The organism is Phyllobacterium sp. MT110, from assembly GCF_058792715.1.
On record NZ_JBXAFE010000007.1, the window covers coordinates 132,628 to 151,435 of the forward strand.

The 18,808-nt window shown below is 53.8% G+C and carries 16 protein-coding genes; 14 read left to right on the forward strand and 2 right to left on the reverse strand.

Going from position 1 to position 18,808, the window contains the following annotated elements; all coding sequences use genetic code 11:
* Positions 1-80 precede the first annotated feature (80 nt).
* Together AC1Q5O_RS24170 and AC1Q5O_RS24175 are read left to right on the forward strand one after the other, a co-directional pair.
* Positions 81-1,028, forward strand: coding sequence for a substrate-binding domain-containing protein (locus AC1Q5O_RS24170; protein ID WP_472460448.1), 948 nt, complete (start codon positions 81-83; stop codon positions 1,026-1,028).
* Positions 1,029-1,280: 252 nt separating this feature from the next.
* On the forward strand, positions 1,281-2,153 hold the full coding sequence (locus AC1Q5O_RS24175) for a MurR/RpiR family transcriptional regulator (RefSeq protein ID WP_492566515.1): 873 nt from the start codon (positions 1,281-1,283) through the stop codon (positions 2,151-2,153).
* 42 nt (positions 2,154-2,195) lie between these two features.
* Here AC1Q5O_RS24175 and iolG read toward each other — a convergent pair whose 3' ends face one another.
* Positions 2,196-3,197 carry an inositol 2-dehydrogenase gene (iolG, locus tag AC1Q5O_RS24180; protein WP_492566517.1) on the reverse strand — a complete coding sequence of 334 codons (1,002 nt, stop codon included), beginning with the start codon at positions 3,195-3,197 and terminating at the stop codon, positions 2,196-2,198.
* Between the two features lie 305 nt (positions 3,198-3,502).
* Here iolG and iolD point away from each other — a divergent pair, with 305 nt between their 5' ends.
* The 12 genes from iolD to AC1Q5O_RS24240 all read left to right on the forward strand — a co-directional run bounded on the left by iolD (position 3,503) and on the right by AC1Q5O_RS24240 (position 17,941).
* A complete protein-coding gene (gene iolD, locus AC1Q5O_RS24185; RefSeq protein ID WP_464665101.1) occupies positions 3,503-5,344 on the forward strand; it encodes a 3D-(3,5/4)-trihydroxycyclohexane-1,2-dione acylhydrolase (decyclizing) in 1,842 nt (613 codons plus the stop codon).
* A 52-nt stretch (positions 5,345-5,396) separates the two neighbouring features.
* On the forward strand, positions 5,397-6,206 hold the full coding sequence (locus AC1Q5O_RS24190) for an SDR family oxidoreductase (protein ID WP_464665102.1): 810 nt from the start codon (positions 5,397-5,399) through the stop codon (positions 6,204-6,206).
* A 19-nt stretch (positions 6,207-6,225) separates the two neighbouring features.
* Positions 6,226-7,293, forward strand: coding sequence for a sugar phosphate isomerase/epimerase family protein (locus AC1Q5O_RS24195; protein ID WP_464665103.1), 1,068 nt, complete (start codon positions 6,226-6,228; stop codon positions 7,291-7,293).
* The gene (locus AC1Q5O_RS24200) at positions 7,290-8,459 is read left to right on the forward strand and encodes a Gfo/Idh/MocA family protein (protein ID WP_472460450.1); all 1,170 of its coding nucleotides are present in this window, start codon (positions 7,290-7,292) and stop codon (positions 8,457-8,459) included. Before AC1Q5O_RS24195 ends, AC1Q5O_RS24200 begins: the two co-directional genes overlap by 4 nt.
* Positions 8,460-8,651: 192 nt before the next feature.
* Positions 8,652-9,584: a substrate-binding domain-containing protein gene (locus AC1Q5O_RS24205; protein ID WP_464665105.1), complete on the forward strand. Its 933-nt coding sequence runs from the start codon at positions 8,652-8,654 to the stop codon at positions 9,582-9,584.
* Between the two features lie 73 nt (positions 9,585-9,657).
* Positions 9,658-11,199 carry a sugar ABC transporter ATP-binding protein gene (locus tag AC1Q5O_RS24210; RefSeq protein ID WP_472460451.1) on the forward strand — a complete coding sequence of 514 codons (1,542 nt, stop codon included), beginning with the start codon at positions 9,658-9,660 and terminating at the stop codon, positions 11,197-11,199.
* Positions 11,200-11,228: 29 nt separating this feature from the next.
* The gene (locus tag AC1Q5O_RS24215) at positions 11,229-12,245 is read left to right on the forward strand and encodes an ABC transporter permease (RefSeq protein ID WP_472460452.1); all 1,017 of its coding nucleotides are present in this window, start codon (positions 11,229-11,231) and stop codon (positions 12,243-12,245) included.
* A 593-nt stretch (positions 12,246-12,838) separates the two neighbouring features.
* The gene (locus tag AC1Q5O_RS24220) at positions 12,839-13,633 is read left to right on the forward strand and encodes an ATP-binding cassette domain-containing protein (protein WP_472460453.1); all 795 of its coding nucleotides are present in this window, start codon (positions 12,839-12,841) and stop codon (positions 13,631-13,633) included.
* A 1-nt stretch (position 13,634) separates the two neighbouring features.
* Positions 13,635-14,618, forward strand: coding sequence for an ABC transporter permease (locus AC1Q5O_RS24225; protein ID WP_492566522.1), 984 nt, complete (start codon positions 13,635-13,637; stop codon positions 14,616-14,618).
* A gap of 88 nt (positions 14,619-14,706) precedes the next feature.
* Positions 14,707-15,609: a sugar ABC transporter substrate-binding protein gene (locus tag AC1Q5O_RS24230; RefSeq protein WP_472460455.1), complete on the forward strand. Its 903-nt coding sequence runs from the start codon at positions 14,707-14,709 to the stop codon at positions 15,607-15,609.
* A gap of 71 nt (positions 15,610-15,680) precedes the next feature.
* Positions 15,681-16,871, forward strand: a complete 1,191-nt coding sequence (locus tag AC1Q5O_RS24235; protein ID WP_472460456.1) for a Gfo/Idh/MocA family protein — start codon at positions 15,681-15,683, stop codon at positions 16,869-16,871.
* 32 nt (positions 16,872-16,903) lie between these two features.
* Positions 16,904-17,941, forward strand: coding sequence for a hydroxyacid dehydrogenase (locus AC1Q5O_RS24240; protein ID WP_472460457.1), 1,038 nt, complete (start codon positions 16,904-16,906; stop codon positions 17,939-17,941).
* Positions 17,942-18,251: 310 nt separating this feature from the next.
* On the opposite strand, the gene fae is transcribed toward AC1Q5O_RS24240, so the two are convergent.
* Positions 18,252-18,791 (reverse strand): formaldehyde-activating enzyme, encoded by a 540-nt coding sequence (gene fae / locus AC1Q5O_RS24245; protein ID WP_472460458.1) that lies wholly within the window; start codon positions 18,789-18,791, stop codon positions 18,252-18,254.
* Positions 18,792-18,808 lie beyond the last annotated feature (17 nt).

Below are 18,808 nucleotides of genomic sequence, written 5' to 3' on the forward strand. Positions count from 1 at the left end.
CACTGTCACTAATGAAGAGCTTGCCGGACTTTTGCATGAGTCTGGAAGGGTTGGGTTGTCTAAATAAGGGAGGAACTATCATGCTAAGAAGTTTGAAAACGGCTCTTGTCGCGGCAGCAATGATGATCGCGGGATGGGGAATAGAGGCAAATGCTGCAGATGCCGTTATTGGTGTCTCCATACCAGCTGCAACGCACGGCTGGACTGGTGGTCTGAATTACCACACGAAGCGAACGATCGACACCATGAAGAAGGCCTTCCCGAATGTCGATTTTGTTCTGACGACATCATCCAGTGCGACCCAGCAGGTCAATGATATAGAGGATATGGTCGCCCGCAACATCAATGCACTTATTGTGTTGCCATTTGAATCTGATCCCTTGACCCAACCGGTGAAGGCCGCAAAAGCCAAGGGTATCTTTATTGCAACCGTCGACCGGGGACTGGGCGAAGAGGGCATTGAAGATCTGTACGTGGGAGGCGACAATCCGCAGTACGGGCGTGCAGCTGCGGAATACTTCAAAAAGAAATTCCCGGACGGTGGCAAGATTGTCGTTATGCGGGGAATACCGACCGCGATCGATAACATTCGCATCGAAGCCTTCAATGCCGCATTGAAGGGCACGAAGATCGACGTCCTCGACATGCAATACGCCAATTGGAATCCCGACAAGGGTTTTGAAGTTATGCAGGATTATTTGCAGCGCTTCCCAAAGATCGACGGTGTGTGGGCTGGGGATGACGATGCTGCGCTTGGTGCCATCGAGGCTATCAAGCAGGCCGGCCGCAAGAATGTCACCGTTCTTGGCGGATCTGGCATGAACAAGGTCGTTAAACTCGTCAAGGATGGGCACGACATGGTTGACGCCGATATTTTTTATCCACCGACGCTTATTATTCCCGCGATTGAATTGGTGACCATGAAATTTGCCACGCAAGCCCCGATCAATGGTCGGTATGTTCTTGGCAGCCCGTTGATCACAAAGGATAATGCGGTAGAGTACTATTTTCCTGACGCTCCGTATTGATTGTCCCCGGTGCACTTTCGGGTGCACCGGTTCTTCCAACTGTTCAGAGATCGGACAACACACGGCTCGATCAACCTGCTGTGAACATGGAATGTTGCGAAATAGGAAAAATTGCAATAATCAAACTGGCACGGTGCTTCCTTGTTAAGTGACAGCGACTTAAACGGCTGGCTTGGCTCGCGTGAGCGGCTAACAATGAAGAGGTTCTGTTTCATGCCAAGGGTAAAGAATTCTGAGCAATCCGAACCGCGATTGGCGAACTACGAGAGTTTCGTCAACGCTGTCACGGAAGCATATCCTTCTTTGAGCGACAGGTTCCAGCAAGTCGCGAGGTTTCTCACGCAGAATTCAAATGTAGTCGCCATGCAGTCGATTAACACGATTGCCGAACAAGTTGGCGCACACCCCTCGATTCTTGTGCGCTTCGCGCAGCACTTCGGGTTTTCCGGTTTCAAGCAGCTGCAGGGTGTATTCCAGACAAGACTGTCGACTGCTGCGCCGGGATACCGGGAACGCATCAGCGCTCTCGATGCGGATTTGGAAAAGAACAAACGCAAAGGCAATCTAGGCTTTCTGCACGATCTGGTGGTGCGGGATATAGCAACGCTGCAGGAATTGCTGAACGCAGTTACGGAAAAGTCTCTGGCAGATGCCGCAAAATTGCTGAAAAATGCCGATACGATTTTTATTGCCGGACAACTTCGCTCTGAACCGATTGCCGGTTTTTTGCGGTATGTTCTCTCAATGCTGAGACGCAGGGTTGTCCTGCTTGATCCGGCCGGTGGTCTTGCTCCTGAAATGGCTCAGGTCATGGGCAAGAAAGACGTACTCGTAGCGATCTCTTTCCGGCACTATGCCAAGGAAGTGGTCTCGATCGCCGACGTTGCCGCGAGCAACGGTACGCCCATGGTCGCCATCACTGACAGCCAGCTGTCTCCTTTGGCGAAGAGTGCGAAGGTCTTGTTCACGGTACCGGAAGACGAGTATTCATTTTCGCGCTCTTTGGCGGCACCCATGTGCATCACCCAATGTATCGCGATAGCCCTTGCGGCGTCCCTCCAGGAAGATGGCGAAAGTACGCCGCACATTCCAACTGTCACGGAAAATCAACGCCGGAAGGTGTGATCTGACAAGCGCCGTTCCTGCGAACGGCGCTTGGCGCATTCGTCAGGAAACTTCAGACACCTTCACGAAGCGCTTTTTTTTCAAAGACAGGACTGCCGCTTCGGCGAGCGCAAGCGCCCGCTCTCCATCATCAAACGTTGCTTCCGGTTTTCCGCCGCTGACAGCCTTTTCAATGAAGCTTTCGAGCCCCGCGGAAAACGCTTCAACATAACGTTCAATGAAGAAATTAAGATAAGGCTCGCCTGCGGCTGTAGTTACTGCCCCAAAGCGCTTCAGTTCGTGGGCGCGACGATTGTCAGAAATCACCATGCCTTTGGAGCCAAACAACTCAATGCGCTGGTCATAACCGTAAGTGGCCAGGCGCGAGTTGTTGATGTGGCATAGCTTGCCGCTCCCTGTCCGCATAACCACCATTACGGAATCGACATCATTAAGTTCCGTGGCAAGTCTTGGCTCGATAAGTGCGCTTCCAGTTGCAAATACTTCATCCACCTCCTCGTCGAGCATAAAGCGCGCGAGATCGAAATCATGGATGGTCATATCTCTGAAAATTCCGCCTGATGCCTGCAAGTAACCCCATGGGGCCAGTCCAGGATCGCGCGATGTGATGATGATCTGTTGCAGGTCTCCGATATCACCATTGCGTACGGCCTCACGCGCTGCGCGATGTCCCGGATCGAAACGGCGGTTGAACCCGATTTGAACGACACTCGAATGGGCAGCAATCGCATTCCGGCATTTCATAACCCGCTCCAGGGACAGATCAATGGGCTTTTCGCAGAATACAGCTTTTCCAGCTCGTACTGATGCTTCGATAAGGTCTGCGTGCGTCGGTGTGGACGTGGCGATAAGCACAGCATCGGCTGAAGCGATTGCCACTTCGGCGCTCGGCGCAACAGCGCAGCCAAATTGCGTTCCAACCTGCTCTGACGCTTCAAAGACAGGATCGTAAACAGAAACAAGCTGCGCGGTAGGCGAGCGGGCAATCGTGGCTGCGTGCATTTTACCGATGCGACCGCAGCCGAGAAGGGCGATATTTAACACGGATTTCCTCCCGGGGTTTTGATCAAGCGGTTCTGCAGTAACTCAATGCAAAAAATATTGCAATAAATCAAATATGACAATATTGGTTCTCTGTGTGGTTCAGCCCGTGCTGTTTGTACCCGCGCGCATTTGGAGGCGCATGGCCGCTCGAATTGATCGAAACTATGATTGATTCACATTGTCTGAACGGTCCCAGGACGGGCCACACACAGCTGAAATGCAAAAAGACTTGCAATATTTAAATTAATGCAATAAATATTCCATGCACAAGGCTGGTCGAGGAGCGCCAGTTTGGGAGGATTAATATGTCTACTGTCCGCTTAACCATGGCACAAGCCCTGGTCCGCTATCTTTGCAATCAGTTCACGCAGATTGAGGGGCGGCGTGAACCCCTGTTTCCTGGTGTTTTTGCGATCTTCGGGCATGGGAATGTGACCTGCCTTTCAGAAGCACTCGAAGCGGTTAAAGATATATTGCCGACATGGCGCGGACAGAATGAACAGTCGATGGCACTTGCTGCAATTGGTTTTGCGAAAGCGACGCAGCGGCGTCAGATCATGGTTGCAGCGTCTTCGATCGGTCCTGGCGCATTGAACATGATCACCGCAGCCGGTGTTGCTCACAGCAACCGGCTTCCAGTCTTGCTGCTCGCCGGTGACAGCTTTGTCAATCGTCGTCCCGATCCGGTGATGCAGCAGGTCGAGCATTTTGGCAATCCGACGATCACGGTAAACGATGCATTCAAGGCGGTCACACGATATTGGGATCGGATCACCCATCCAGAACAGATCATTGCCTCCCTGCCGCAAGCGGTTGCCGTGATGCTTGACCCGGCAGATTGTGGTCCGGCATTTCTGGCCCTGCCGCAGGATGTGCAGGAAATCGCATGGGACTATCCGGAGAGCTTCTTCGAGCCAACAGTGCATAGAGCTCCGCGCCCACGCCCGGATTTGGATAGTCTGGCGCAGGCTGTCAAAGTCTTGAAGTCTGCCAAACGTCCGCTGATCATTTCAGGTGGCGGTGTGCGCTACTCCGGAGCAGAAACAGCCCTTGCTGACTTCGCAGAAAAGCACGGCATACCGATGTGCGAAACCATCGCCGGCAAGGGTACCGTAACGCATGATCATCCCGCTCATGTCGGCCCTATTGGTATCGTTGGCTCCACCTCGGCAAATACATTGGCTGCGCAAGCAGATGTAATCCTTGCCGTTGGCACGCGGCTGATGGACTTTACAACCGGATCCTGGACCGCATTCTCGCCGGACGCCACGTTCGTATCGATCAATGCGGCGCGCTGGGATGCCAACAAGCATCGCGCGGTTGCGGTCGTTGGCGATGCGCGTGAGAGTATAAACGAGCTTCAGGCAGCACTCAGCGGCTATATGGCCGCACCAGAATGGACCCAAAAGGGTCGGACCGAGTTTGCGAAATGGAATACCGCGCTCGACGGTTATCAAAAGCCTACCAATGCTGCCGTACCTACCTACGCACAAGTTGTCGCCGTCGTGAACGCCCATGCCGGCGAGCGCGATCTCCTGATTACGGCCGCCGGCGGTTTGCCTGGTGAAGTCATGAAGAACTGGCGGGTCAAAGCTCCCAATACCTTCGACTGCGAGTTTGGCTTTTCGTGCATGGGATATGAAATTGCAGCCGGGTGGGGCGCAGCGATGGCTGATCCCACCCGTACCCCGATCGTCATGATCGGTGACGGCACCTACATGATGATGAACTCGGACATCTATTCCACAGTGCTTTCGGGGCACAAGATGATTCTGATTGTTTGTGACAATGGCGGCTATGCTGTCATCAATCGCCTTCAGAACGCCAAGGGCGGAGCGTCCTTCAACAATCTGTTGAAGGATTGCCGGGTCAAAGAGGCGTTTCCAGTGGACTTCGGCAAGCATGCTGAATCCATGGGAGCACTGACGCGCCATGTTGAAAGCCTGGCAGATCTTGGAGCCGCCATGGAGTGGGCTCAGTCAACAGACCGGACAACTGTACTCACAATTGTGTCGGATGCTTTCACCTGGACGCCTGGAGACGCTTGGTGGGATGTAGGCGTACCCCAAGTGAGTGCCCGCCCGGAAGTGAATGTCGCGTCGGCCGACCAGCAAGCCGGTCGTAAAAAGCAGCGTGTCGGCATTTAGGGGCTCTCCAAATCTGTTATCGGCGCAATTCGGTTATGCGGAAACCAACGACATGAACGGTCAATTCAAAGGTAAAGTTGCTCTTATAACGGGAGGCACGCAGGGATTGGGTGCCGCCACCGCGAAGCTTTTCGCGGAACGGGGAGCGGAAGGTTTGGTAATTTGTGGCCGCTCGACGGAAAAGGGCGCCGCGCAGGTAGCCGCACTTGAAGAACTAGGCTGTAAGGCCGTGTTTGTGAAAGCCGATCTTGGGAACATCGATGATTGCCGCAAGGTCGTTGCGGAAGCAGACAGAGTATTCGGGCGGCTGGATTGTCTCATTAACGTTGCGGGTGCGACCAACAGAGGCACCATCCTGGAAACCTCACCTGAGCTGTTCGATATGTTGTTTGCGGTGAATACACGCGCGCCGTTTTTCCTGATCCAGGAGGCAATCAAGCTTTTCAAGCGCGAGCAGATCGAAGGAACGATTGTCAATATTTCCTCAATGTCATCGATGGGCGGCCAGCCAAATTTGACAGCCTATTGTGCCTCCAAAGGTGCGCTTGACACGCTGACACGTAATGTTGCTTACGCAGTTCTTCGCAACCGTATCCGCATCAACAGCCTGAATATCGGTTGGATGGCATCGGAAGGTGAAGACAGGACCCAGCGCGTCCTGGACGGCAGACCAGAAAACTGGCTTGAGCAGGCAGCTGCCGACCAGCCAAACGGCAGGTTAATCGACCCGGTTGAGGTTGCCCGGGCAATCGCGTTTCTGGCGTCCTCTGAATCCGGCCTGATGACAGGCGCAATCATAAATTTCGATCAAGGGATATGGGGAGCCTATGATGGCATCCCACACCCCGCATCGCCACTTTGATGCCGAACGAGGTATTATAATGAAGACAATCAAGGGACCTGCGGTATTTCTCGCACAGTTTGCTGGCGATGAAGCACCATTTAATTCGCTGAAAGGCTTGTCCGGGTGGGCCGCTGATAAGGGCTTCAAGGGCGTTCAGATCCCAACATGGGACAGGCGGATTATTGACCTCGAGAAGGCGGCCGAAAGCCAGGATTATGTCGATGAGTTCAAGGGCATTTTAAAAGAAGACGGCCTCGTGGTCACCGAGCTCGCAAGCCATCTTCAGGGACAACTTGTTGCCCTCCATCCATCCTTCAATCTTCCCGCGGACTCTTTTGCCCCCGCAAAGGTGCACAAGAACCCGAAAGCGCGGCAGGAGTGGGCTGTGAACCAACTCCTTTGTGCGGCAAAGGCCTCGCGGCGCTTTGGCGTAGATCGCCATGTAACATTCAGCGGAACATTACTTTGGCCCTATTTTTATCCATATCCGCAATGGCCGGACGGTTTGATTTCGGACGGCTTTGATGAACTGGCCACACGTTGGCGTCCGCTGCTTGATGCGTTCGACAGCGAGGGCGTGGATCTATGCTACGAAATCCACCCAACTGAGGATTTGCATGACGGGCTCACATTCGAAATGTTCCTGGAACGTGTCGAAAATCACCCAAGATGCAACATTATGTACGATCCGAGCCATCTGGTGCTGCAGTCGATCGATTATTTGACCTACATTGATCATTACCATGAACGGATCAAGACATTCCACGTCAAGGATGCCGAGTTCCGCCCGACGGGTAAGACTGGAGCATATGGCGGCTACCAGCCGTGGATCAGCCGAGCCGGCCGTTTCCGGTCTCCAGGCGATGGTCAGGTCGATTTCGGCGCGATTTTCTCCAAATTGTCCGGCTACGACTTTGATGGCTGGGCCGTCCTTGAGTGGGAATGTGCCTTGAAAAACTCTGAGGATGGTGCCGCTGAGGGCGCACGATTCATTGCAGATCATATCATTCGGGTTTCAGAGCGGGCCTTTGACGACTTTGTGAAATCCGGAGCTGACCGCTCGCTCAATCATGAGATCCTTGGAATTTCGGAGGTATTGCGATGACCGGGATACCCCTTGCAAATCGCAGACTAAGACTGGGCATGGTGGGCGGCGGTGATGGTGCCTATATCGGCGGCATCCATCGTTTCGCGGCAAGACTGGACAACAATTTCGAACTCGTCGCAGGCGCGTTCGACGTCAATGCCGAGCGCGGTCACGCATTTGCGGCGAAAAACTACATCGAACGAAATCGATCCTACGATGACTACAAGGCAATGGTGGAGGGAGAAATATCCCGGGCCGATCGTATCGATGTCGTGGCAATTTGCACACCCAATCATACACATTTCCCGATCGCCAAGGCCTTCCTCGAAGCTGGTATTCACGTGATCTGCGAAAAGCCGATGACAACAACCGCGGAAGATGCCATCGCCTTGCATGAGTTGGCACAATCGACTGGTCTTTTCCTCGGCGTAACCTACACCTATTGCGGTTATCCGATGATCCATGAGGCACGTGCAATGGTTCAGCGCGGCGATCTTGGAGGCATTCGGGTCGTTCAGGTTGAATATCCATTGGAGTGGATGGCGACTGGCATTGAACTGCAGGGAAACCAGCAGGCAGCCTGGCGGACAGACCCGAAAAAAAACGGTCGCGGCGGATCGATCGGAGATATAGGCACCCATGCATATCATCTGGCGGGATTTGTAACGGGTCTCAAAGCCGAAGCGCTGGCTTCCGATCTTGCTACCTTTGTCGAAGGACGAGCCCTTGATGACAATGCTCACGTCATGATCCGCTACGAAGGTGGTGCCCGCGGGTTATTGTGGTCGTCGCAGGTGGCAATCGGCCAATCAAACGGGCTACGCTTACGGGTGTTCGGCGAAAAAGGCAGCTTGGCCTGGCATCAGGAACACCCCAACGAGCTGCATTTCACCCCGCTGTTTGGTGCGCCCATCGTCGTCAAGCGCGGCAGGGACGATCTCTCTGCGAACACCCAGGTTCGGACGCGCACGCCGCCTGGTCATCCGGAAGGCTACATTGAAGCATTTGCCAATCTTTACTCTGCTTTCGCATCGGTTATCCGATCGAAAGCATGCGGTAAAGCTGTGGATGAGGAGGTCATTCCGACATCCTATGACGGATTGAAGGGGGTCGCCTTCGTGGACGCTGTCGTGGATAGCCACGAAATATACGATGGAGGCTGGCAAAAACCACGCTTCGTGTGATCGACACAGCTGGGAGGAGCTAGTCTGAAAACGGTATCTGTTCGCAAATCGTGCGGATGCCAAGAATACCGAAAGATCGAACGAAGCCGGAAGAAACCGGCAGAACCGGAGGCGCATCGTCTCCCGGAACGAAGATGCTTTGGCATTAATCGCGGACGCTTGAAATCGTCCGCACAACTGAGGAGGAATGGAATGAAGAAGTATTTTGCATGTGCGGCTCTCGCGGCAGCACTGTTGACGAGCACGGCGCATGCCGAAACCATTGGTGTCAGTATGTCATTGTTCGACGATAACTGGCTGACCGGTCTTCGTCACAGCATGGAGGACTACGGCAAGTCACTCGACGGCGTGACCATACTGACCGAGGATGGTCAGGGTGATATCGCAAAGCAGCAGAGCCAGGTGGACAACTTCATCGCGTCCCGCGTTGATGCGATCATTATCATGCTGGTCGACGCCGACTCTGGCGCAGCGATCTCAAAAACTGCGGCGGCAGCAGGTATTCCGCTGATCTTTGTGAACAATGCACCGTCGAACGTCGACAGCCTGCCGGACAAGCAAGCTTTTGTCGGGTCTAATGAAGAGCAGGCTGGAACGCTGGAAACCCAGACTGTCTGCAAGATGCTCGCAGGCAAAGGCAAAGCGGTTATCATGCAGGGACAGCTCGGCACCACAGGTCAACGCGGCCGCACGAAAGCCACGCACGATGTGCTGTCCACGCCGGAATGCAGCGGCATCAAAGTCGTTGAAGAACAGTCGGCCAACTGGATGCGCACACCGGCTCTCGACTTGATGACAAACTGGTTGTCTGCCGGTGTCGAATTCGATGCGGTCATTGCCAACAATGACGAAATGGCCCTGGGTGCCATACAGGCATTGAAGGCTTCGGGGCGGAAGATGGATAGCGTTGTGGTTGGCGGTGTTGATGCCACGGCAGATGCTCTGGCTGCTGTGGCGGCAGGGGATCTACATGTCACGGTGTTCCAGAATGCAGCCGGCCAGGGACGCGGTGCGGTCGACACGGCACGCAAGATCATCAAAGGCGAGGCTGTCGAAAAAAAGACATACATCCCCTTCGAGCTCGTGACCAAAGAAAACCTCTCACAGTATCAGACCAAGAAGTGATTGGGCCGTTGGGAGCGGGGTCAATCCCGCTCCCAATACGCATTGCAACAGGGTCGTGATTGGGAGGACAGAAATGACCATAAGCCCGACAGCAATGGCCGCCGTGCGCGCCAGCAGGACAATTCCAAATGCCGAATACCTTCTCTCTGCAGAGGGTGTACACAAGGAATTTCCGGGTGTCGTTGCGTTGGACGACGTTTCTTTCAAATTAAGGCGAGGGTCGGTTCACGCCTTGATGGGCGAGAACGGTGCCGGCAAATCCACCCTGATGAAGGTGCTCGCAGGTATCTACCATCCGGACAAAGGCACAATCAAACTCAAAGGCGTTGAAATCCGGTTGTTGTCACCACTCGACGCGCTGGAGAACGGCATCGCCATGATCCATCAGGAACTCAACCTGATGCCCTATATGACCGTTGCGGAAAACATCTGGATCCGCAGAGAACCAAAGAACCGGTTTGGATTCGTCGATCATAGAGAAATGCACCGGATGACGATCGAACTCTTCGAACGCTTGAAGATCAACATCGATCCGGAAATGGAAGTCCGACTCCTGTCCGTCGCCAATCGGCAGATGGTCGAGATTGCAAAAGCTGTTTCGTACGAGTCCGATGTTCTCATTATGGACGAACCGACGTCGACTTTGACCGAGCGTGAAGTCGGTCATCTGTTCGAGATCATCCGCGATCTGCGCGCGCAAGGCATCGGGATCGTCTACATTACCCACAAAATGAATGAGCTGTTCGAGATCGCCGATGAATTCTCGGTCTTTCGCGACGGCAAGTACATCGGCACGCATAGGTCCACGGATGTAACACGGGATGACATTATCCGGATGATGGTTGGCCGTGAGATCACACAGATGTTCCCTAAGGAAAAGGTGCCGATCGGGGATACGGTCCTTTCTGTCAAGAACCTGACACTCAATGGCGTGTTTCACGACGTCTCGTTTGATGTTCGCGCAGGCGAGATACTCGGTATAGCCGGACTTGTAGGATCTGGCAGATCGAATGTGGCAGAAGCAGTGTTCGGAGTGACGCCCGCGTCGTCCGGTTCGATTGAAATCAATGGCAATCCTGTCAACATCGATAGTCCCAAAACCGCCATCCGCAATCGCATGGCGTTTCTTACCGAAGACCGGAAAGACACAGGATGTCTGCTGGTTCTTAATATTCTTGAAAACATGCAAATAGCCGTTTTGCAGGATCGCTTTGCAAGTGGCGGGTTCGTCCGGGAAAAGCAGGCTTATGCTGCCTGTGAGGAAATGAGCCGAAAGCTTCGTGTAAAGACCCCGAATTTGCATGAGAAAATCGAAAACCTCTCGGGCGGTAACCAGCAAAAGGTTCTCATCGGTCGATGGCTTCTCACCAATCCGCGCATCCTTATTCTTGATGAGCCTACGCGCGGTATCGACGTTGGTGCAAAGGCGGAGATCCATCGCTTCGTGACGGAACTGGCGAGGGATGGCGTGGCTGTCATCATGATTTCGTCGGAGTTGCCGGAAGTGCTTGGCATGAGCGATCGCGTGATGGTGATGCATGAGGGGAGGGTCACCGGATTCCTCGATAGATCAGAAGCCACCCAAATAACAATAATGGAACTGGCTGCGCGCTAAGCGTCTGCGGACGGCTGGAAGGAACAACTATGACCACCAATCAACTTGTCACTGAAAAGACCGAAAGAACCACATCCGCTCGACGTTTGCCTCCGGAATTGAACATCTTTATGGTTTTGATCGCTATCGCGCTCGTACTTGAAGTGTTGGGTTGGCTCTTCGTTGGACAGAGCTTTTTGCTTAATCCTCAACGTTTGACGATCATGATCTTGCAGGTTTCCGTCATCGGGATCATTGCAATTGGTGTGACGCAGGTGATCATTACCGGTGGCATCGATCTCTCGTCGGGATCGGTTGTTGGCATGACTGCCATGATCGCCGCTGGCTTTGCACAATCCTCGACCTGGGCCCGTGCCATTTATCCCAGTATGACCGACTTGCCTGCATTTATCCCGATCGGTATCGGGCTGATCATCGGCGTATTGGCCGGACTGCTGAATGGTTGGTTGATTGCCTTCACCCGCATCCCGCCCTTTATTGCAACACTCGGCATGATGGTGTCGGCGCGTGGTGTTGCCAAATGGTACACGAAGGGCCAGCCAATATCCGGGCTCACGGATCAGTTCAATTTTATCGGCAGTGGCGTAGTACCGGTCATCGTCTTCCTAGTTATGGCAGTGGTCTTCCACATTGCGCTTCGTTACACGCGTTACGGCAAATTCACCTATGCGATTGGCGCGAATGCTCAGGCGGCAAGGGTTTCCGGGATCAATGTCGAAGCCCATCTCGTAAAAGTCTACGCAATTGCAGGGCTTCTTGCAGGCTTGGCTGGAATTGTGACCGCAGCGCGAGCACAGACGGCTCAATCCGGCATGGGTGTAATGTATGAACTTGATGCCATTGCAGCCGCTGTTATCGGAGGAACGTCGCTCTCAGGCGGCGTGGGCCGCATTACTGGCACTGTGATTGGCACAATCATTCTCGGTGTGATGACTTCCGGTTTCACATTTCTGCGTGTCGACGCGTATTATCAGGAGATCATCAAGGGCGGTATTATCGTTGCTGCTGTTGTGGCTGATGTCTATCGGCGCAAGAAGAGAGCTTAAGGCAATGGCGAGGTGCCATTGATGACGGCTGCAGAATGGCACCCAATCTACCACGTCAAAACAAGCGGTAGACAACCATCTCGCGCCAAACTATTTGGGTTTGGCGTCGCTTGCTTGACATTCTCGTTATCCCTTATTGGCTCAAAAACCATACTTCATAAAGAGCCTCTCTTAGGGGTGGACCAATTGAATTGACACCGATTTTGGGACCGCAGGGCAAAGCTTTCCCGCTATCATCCATTGCAACTTTTATTGCATTTTTTCATTGACGCATAATTAATTGCATAATACGATTATTGAAGGTCCTTGCGATGTTTTCAGTTCGGATCCACGGCATTGAGGAGTGGCCGCAAGCAATTAAAAATAAAGGGTAATCGAGAGCGTCCTTATTAAAGGCAGTTCTGTCGGCCCCGAGATTTTTGTTCAAAACGACGTTCGCCTGAGAATTCGAAAGATGACTTCGAAAGTGGGGACGGCAGGACCGCTGGCGTCTTCGCTGTCTCACTTGACCGCATCGTCTAGAGATTGGTCTGCATCGTTATGGTGTGAAGAGCAGGCGTTCGGTTTGCACTGAGGTATCAAGGGAGGAATAAATGGCTAATGTTCCCGCAAATGGGTCGCAGCTTCTCGAGGCAAGGGGCATATCAAAATATTTTGGAGCTATAACAGCGCTTCACAATGTTAATTTTCACATAGGGGAAGGAGAGGTGCTCGGTGTCGTCGGCGACAATGGAGCTGGCAAGTCAACTTTGATGAAAATACTCTCGGGGCTTTATGTGCCGAGCGAAGGCGAACTCATTTACCAAGGTTATCCGGTTAAATTCACGAGTCCACGTGACGCTCGGAACCTGGGCATAGAGATGGTGTATCAAGATTTCGCTCTCGCCGGGAACCTTCCCATCTACGAAAACATTTATCTTGGCCGCGAGCCCGGCCACAAGTTTGGGTCGCTCACCATCGTGGACCACGCCAAAGCGCGGGAGATGGCAGCCGCGCATCTCGATAAGCTGAAAATCCATGTAAAATCGATTGACCAGAACACCGAAAACTTAAGCGGCGGCCAGCGACAGGCGGTCGCCATAGCTCGCGCAACGGCATTCGATGCGAAACTTGTGATCATGGACGAGCCCACTGCGGCGTTGGCGATAAAAGAGGTCGGAAAGGTACTTGATCTCATACGGTCGCTCAAAGAGCACGGCGTAGCGGTCATCATCATTTCCCATCGCATGGACGACATTTTCTACTGCTGCGATCGCGTCATTGCACTCTTTCAAGGCACGAATTTTGCCGAAGCCCCCCTCGGTGAAACCACCCGCAACGAAGTAATCGGTTGGATCATGGGCACCAAAGGTCACCATGATCAGCTAGCCCACGACAGAGTGCAGTGAAATGATCTACAGCCCGAAACTCGCTTCTTTCATGGAAACCTACGGGATCGTGTTCGTCGTCATCGCCATGATGATCGGACTTGCGACGATAAAACCGGACGTGTTTCTTACTTCCCAGAACTTAACGAATATCCTTAAGCAGAACGCATCGCTGGCGCTGCTCGCTCTCGGGATGCTCGTCGTCATCGTCACGGCCGGCATTGACCTTTCCGTGGGCTCCACGATGGGCCTGTCAATGGTGTGCATTGCTATCGCCAGTAAGGCAGGAATCGCTTGGCCGCTATGCCTTCTTATCGGACCGGCAATAGGCTTGACGGTCGGATGGATAAACGGGGTAGGATTGACCTGGCTCAAACTGCCGCATCCGTTTATCATGACCCTCGGCACGCTCAACATTGCGCGGGGGCTAACCTATCTCGTCACCGCTGGGGCACCGGTTTCCGGACTTCAACCCGAAGTGCGCTATCTCGGCGTCAAGTATTTCGATTTTGGCATTTTCGCGCCGCCTGCTGGCTTGCCAGCCAGCCTTATTATTGTCGCTGTATGCGCTATTGGCCTCTGGTATTTTCTGGCACGTACAAATGTCGGGAGGCACATCTACGCTATCGGAGGAAATCAACATGCTGCCCGTGTGTCCGGCATCAATGTCGATCGAATTCTGGTGCTTGTCTACATGATCTGCGGCTTTTTTGCCGGCCTTGCGGGCCTCTTGCTTGCCGGCCGAACCGACAGCGGGTTCCCCAATGCGGGCATTGGTATTGAGCTGGATGCGATAGCGGCCGTCATTATCGGAGGCGCATCATTTTTTGGCGGACGAGGGACAGTCCTCGGCGTATTGGCCGGCGTCCTGATCATGGGCCTTCTGCGCAATGGACTTAACATCAACAATGTCAGCGCGTTTTGGCAGATGATCCTAATCGGGTTCGTCATCATTTTTGCCGTTTACATCGATGTCCTAAGACGTCGTGCCGGAGTCCGCAGCTGATCAGGACGTTTTTGAACACGAAACAGCCCGTTCCGTCTCCTGACGGGCGCTTGGATTCAGGGGACGCTATGGTCGGGAGGACCTATCAATGAAGAAAATGTTGCTCGCGGGAATTTGTGTATTCGCGTTGGCCGGAACCGCACATGCAGACAAGTTCGTCCTCAGCATGAAAGGCCCCGGTGCGGGAAACCCCTATTGGGCTGCGGTTGAGGAGGGTGCCAAGGCCAAGGGCAAGGAGTTGGGCGTCGATGTTATTGTCGTTGCGCCGCCTGCTGAAACCGACGTGCAGTCGCAAATCAACCAGCTGGAAGACTTGATCGCTCAAAAAGTCGACGGTATCGCCCTTGCGCCGACCGATCCGAATTCCCTCGCGGAAGTCATAGAGTCGGCAAAGACTGCCGGCATCAAGACGGTGTTTGTCGACGGTGCCGGTACCAACGAAGGGGTCCCGTTCATCGGGACCAATAACTTGGAAGGCGGCAAACTTGCAGGCGAATATATGTGCAAGAACCTTCCAAAGGGTTCGGAGGTAGCGATTCTTCAAGGAATTATGAGCACGACCAATGGAGTGGACCGTGCGGGTGGATCCAAAGCCGCGTTCGAAGCTTGCGGGTTAAAGATTGTAGCCGAGCAGACGGCGGAATGGGATAGGGCAAAGGGTCTTTCGGTGACCGAAAGTATCTTGGCTGGTAACCCCAACATCAAAGGCATTTTTGGATCCAACGACAACATGGCGCTCGGCGCTATCGAAGCCTTGAAGGCCGCGGCAAAACTAAAGGACGTCATGGTTGTCGGCTACGACGCCAATCCTGATGCGGCAACGTCTATTCTTGCGGGCGAGATGACGGCATCCATCGCGCAAGCGCCCAAGAAAATCGGTGGTCTGGGGATTCAAACGCTTGTTGATCTCAAGGCCGGCAAGCAAGTGCCTTTGGTAATTGATACCGGCACGGTGCTCGTCACCAAGGACAATGCCGACCAATATAAATGAGGTTGATCCGGGGCACGCCGGAGGGTGTGCCCCAATCTGCTACAGCAACCTGATTGAGAGTGAGCAAAGATATGAGCGATGCGGTTCAAGGTCAGGCCTTCCCCCTACCTTCCAGACGCTTGCGTTTGGGGTTTGTCGGCGGCGGCCAAGGGGCTCTAATCGGGCAGGTTCATGCGAACGGGGCGCGGTTGTCGAACCGCTGGGAAATTGTTGCCGGAGCGCTTTCATCTGAGCCGGAGCGAGCCTTGCGGTCCGGTAGGGAGTGGATGTTATCCAAGGACCGCATCTACACCGACTACAGAGACATGGCGGTAAAGGAGGCGCGACGGGAAGACGGCATAGATGCCGTCGTCATAGCCACTCCCAACCATCTGCACCATGATGTCGCGCTTGCTTTCATGGATGGCGGAATCGACATTATTTGCGACAAGCCCCTCACCACCAATCTCGCAGAAGCCCTCAATCTTGTTCGGCGACAACGGCAAACCGGATTGGTCTTCGGAGTGACATATGCCTATGCCTCACACGTGATGGTTCGGCAATTCCGGGAGATGGTCCGCGCAGGCGAGATTGGGGAGATCAAACAAGTCCACGTCGAGTATTTTCAGGAATGGGCTGTTTCACTGACGGACGAGGGTAGTGACGGTGTGCCATGGCGATTGAATCCAGACAAGGTCGGTCCTACCTTCACCGTGGGCGATATCGGCACGCACGCCGCGCACTTGGCCGCATTTGTGACGGACAAAGACTTGGAAAGCGTACGCGCTGACTTCCATGTGTCTGGTAAGCCGAAGAAGCTCGAGGACACCGCGTTCATGCACGTACGATTTGAAGGTGGCATCCCCGGAACGTTGATGGTTTCTCAGGCAGCTGCCGGCACGCACTGTGGACTGCGCCTGCGGGTGTTCGGTACATTGGGTGGTATGGAATGGCAGCAGGAAAACCCCGAGTATCTTAATTTCACCCGCATCGACGAGCCAACTCAAGTGATCGGCCGGGGTTATGGCGGCGGCATGAAACCTGCGGCGGTGCGGTTCGTGCGCATGCCGAGAGGACACCCTGAGGCGCTCACCGATGCCTGGGCCAATCTTTATACCGAAATTGCCGTAGCGGTGGAGGCCCGCAGATTGGGCGTCCAGCTAAATCCGGATCTTTTGGCCTATCCCACGGCACTCGATGGCGCGAAGGGAGTGAGGTTCATTGAAGCAGCGTTCGAATCGAGCCAGTGCGATCAATGGCGCAGTTGCAAGCTCGTTGTTTGACCCGGGCCACCAATCGGAAAGCAAAGGAAAGAATGTCGGAACATCGTCCATTGATACTCATTGCCGATCCGGAGCCGCGAACCGTGGCGATGATCTTCGAACCTGCAGTAATGGAGAAGCTGCGTAGTTTGGGGCGTGTCAGGATCCATGCCGACGGCCAGCGGCTTGGCGACACTGAGCTTGCCGCTGATCTGGCGGAGGCCACAATTGTCATAGGCCAGATCGACTTGCCATCTGACCGCCTGTCAAAAATGCCTAAATTGAAGGCGGTCTTCAATGTGGAAGGCAATTTTTTTCCTAATGTAGATTACGGCTATTGTCTGGAGCGCGGCATCCACGTGTTAAACGTTAGCCCGGTGTATGCGACGGCTGTTGCAGAAACGGCCTTTGGAATGGCTATGGACTTGGCAAGGCAGATTACGTCGACGCACGAAATGTTCCGCACGGCTTCGGAATCCTGGGGCCTGGCAAGTAACAAAGACAGCTTTCTGCTCACTGGGTGCAACGTAGGCATCGTCGGACTCGGCGATCTCGGCACTGCCTTGCGGCGTATGCTTGCGCCGTTCCGATGCAAAGTACGAGCGTACGATCCTTGGCTTTCGGAGCGGGTAATTATGGAGAGGGACTGTGTGCCGTCCACGCTTGACGAGGTTCTCTCGCGGTCTCGGATTGTCTTTCTTTTTGCTGGATCGACGGTCGAAAACCAAGGCTTCATCGGGGCCAAAGAACTGGAAAGAATGCAGCGTGGGTCCATCCTCCTGTTGATGAGCAGGGCGGGGATCGTCGATTTTTCGGCATTGGAGGAGGCTATCGGCGAAGGACGCATCCGTGCAGGCATTGACGTTTTCCCCGTTGAACCGCTGCCGTCGGATGCACCGATCAGGAAAATGAACGACGTCATTCTTTCGAGCCACCGAAGCGGAGGTATGGCCGAGAGCTTCTTCGAAATTGGTCGCTTGGTCGTTGCAGACACTGAGTTGGTGCTGCGCGGTCTTCCGCCTCAGGTCTGCAGGCGTGCAGAACGGGAGACTGTATTGAAGCTTCGCAGCCGTCCTGTTTCCGAATCTTAGCCGGGTTCTGCCGCCCAAAAGCAGGCCCGAACGTTCAGTCTGGCATTTGATGGATCGGATTGAGTCTGAATCACTTCGGCTCGTTGGCCCTCTTTTCAGATCAACCTAAAGAGTATGAGACCGCGATGTTGATTTCAATAAGAAATTGACCCATTTTGCCATTCAACGTTGCCCCAACAACTCTATTGGAAACTTATTATTAATCTTTGTTTTATCTCGATCAACTCTGGTCAACCCGAGATGTAAAAATGGGTCAATTGGTGGCGCAACTCATCGGCAGAACATTGGCTGGGACAGCGCAGCTACGGACTCAATAATCGATTACCCCATCCAGGGCATAGTGCTTAACTGTCTTGCGGTTGGCGATCAGTTCTTCAACGGTGGGTTTACCAGTCATAGCACGAGATATGGCGAGCTTCGTTGCTTCATAGTTGGTCCGATACAGATCCTTACGGTCGAGATTGTCATCTTCCGCGCAACGTGGATCGAGCCAAACGGTGATTATCATACAAAGATCGTCTGCTTGATCTCTTGGAAGGACATCTTCGATAAGACAATCAACAATTGCATCGCCCATGGCTGCCTGGACAACACCACCGAGCAGTTCGGCATAGGCCATGTTTTGGATGGTGACCTTTGTGGTCATCAGCGTGGCGGGGCGCACGGCCTGATTAAGGTCGCGAACGACGAACATGCGTGTATGGCCTTTTACCTGTCCCATCATCGATGCAAACGCCTGGCCGACAGGCCCCCTTACCGACCCCAGCACAACCTCCGGCATGGCATCAGTCACTTGCCCCTCCGCAGCTAGTACAGTTGCTTCCCCAGTCCTAAACCAAATATCAGTCATGTTAACTCCTTCAAGTC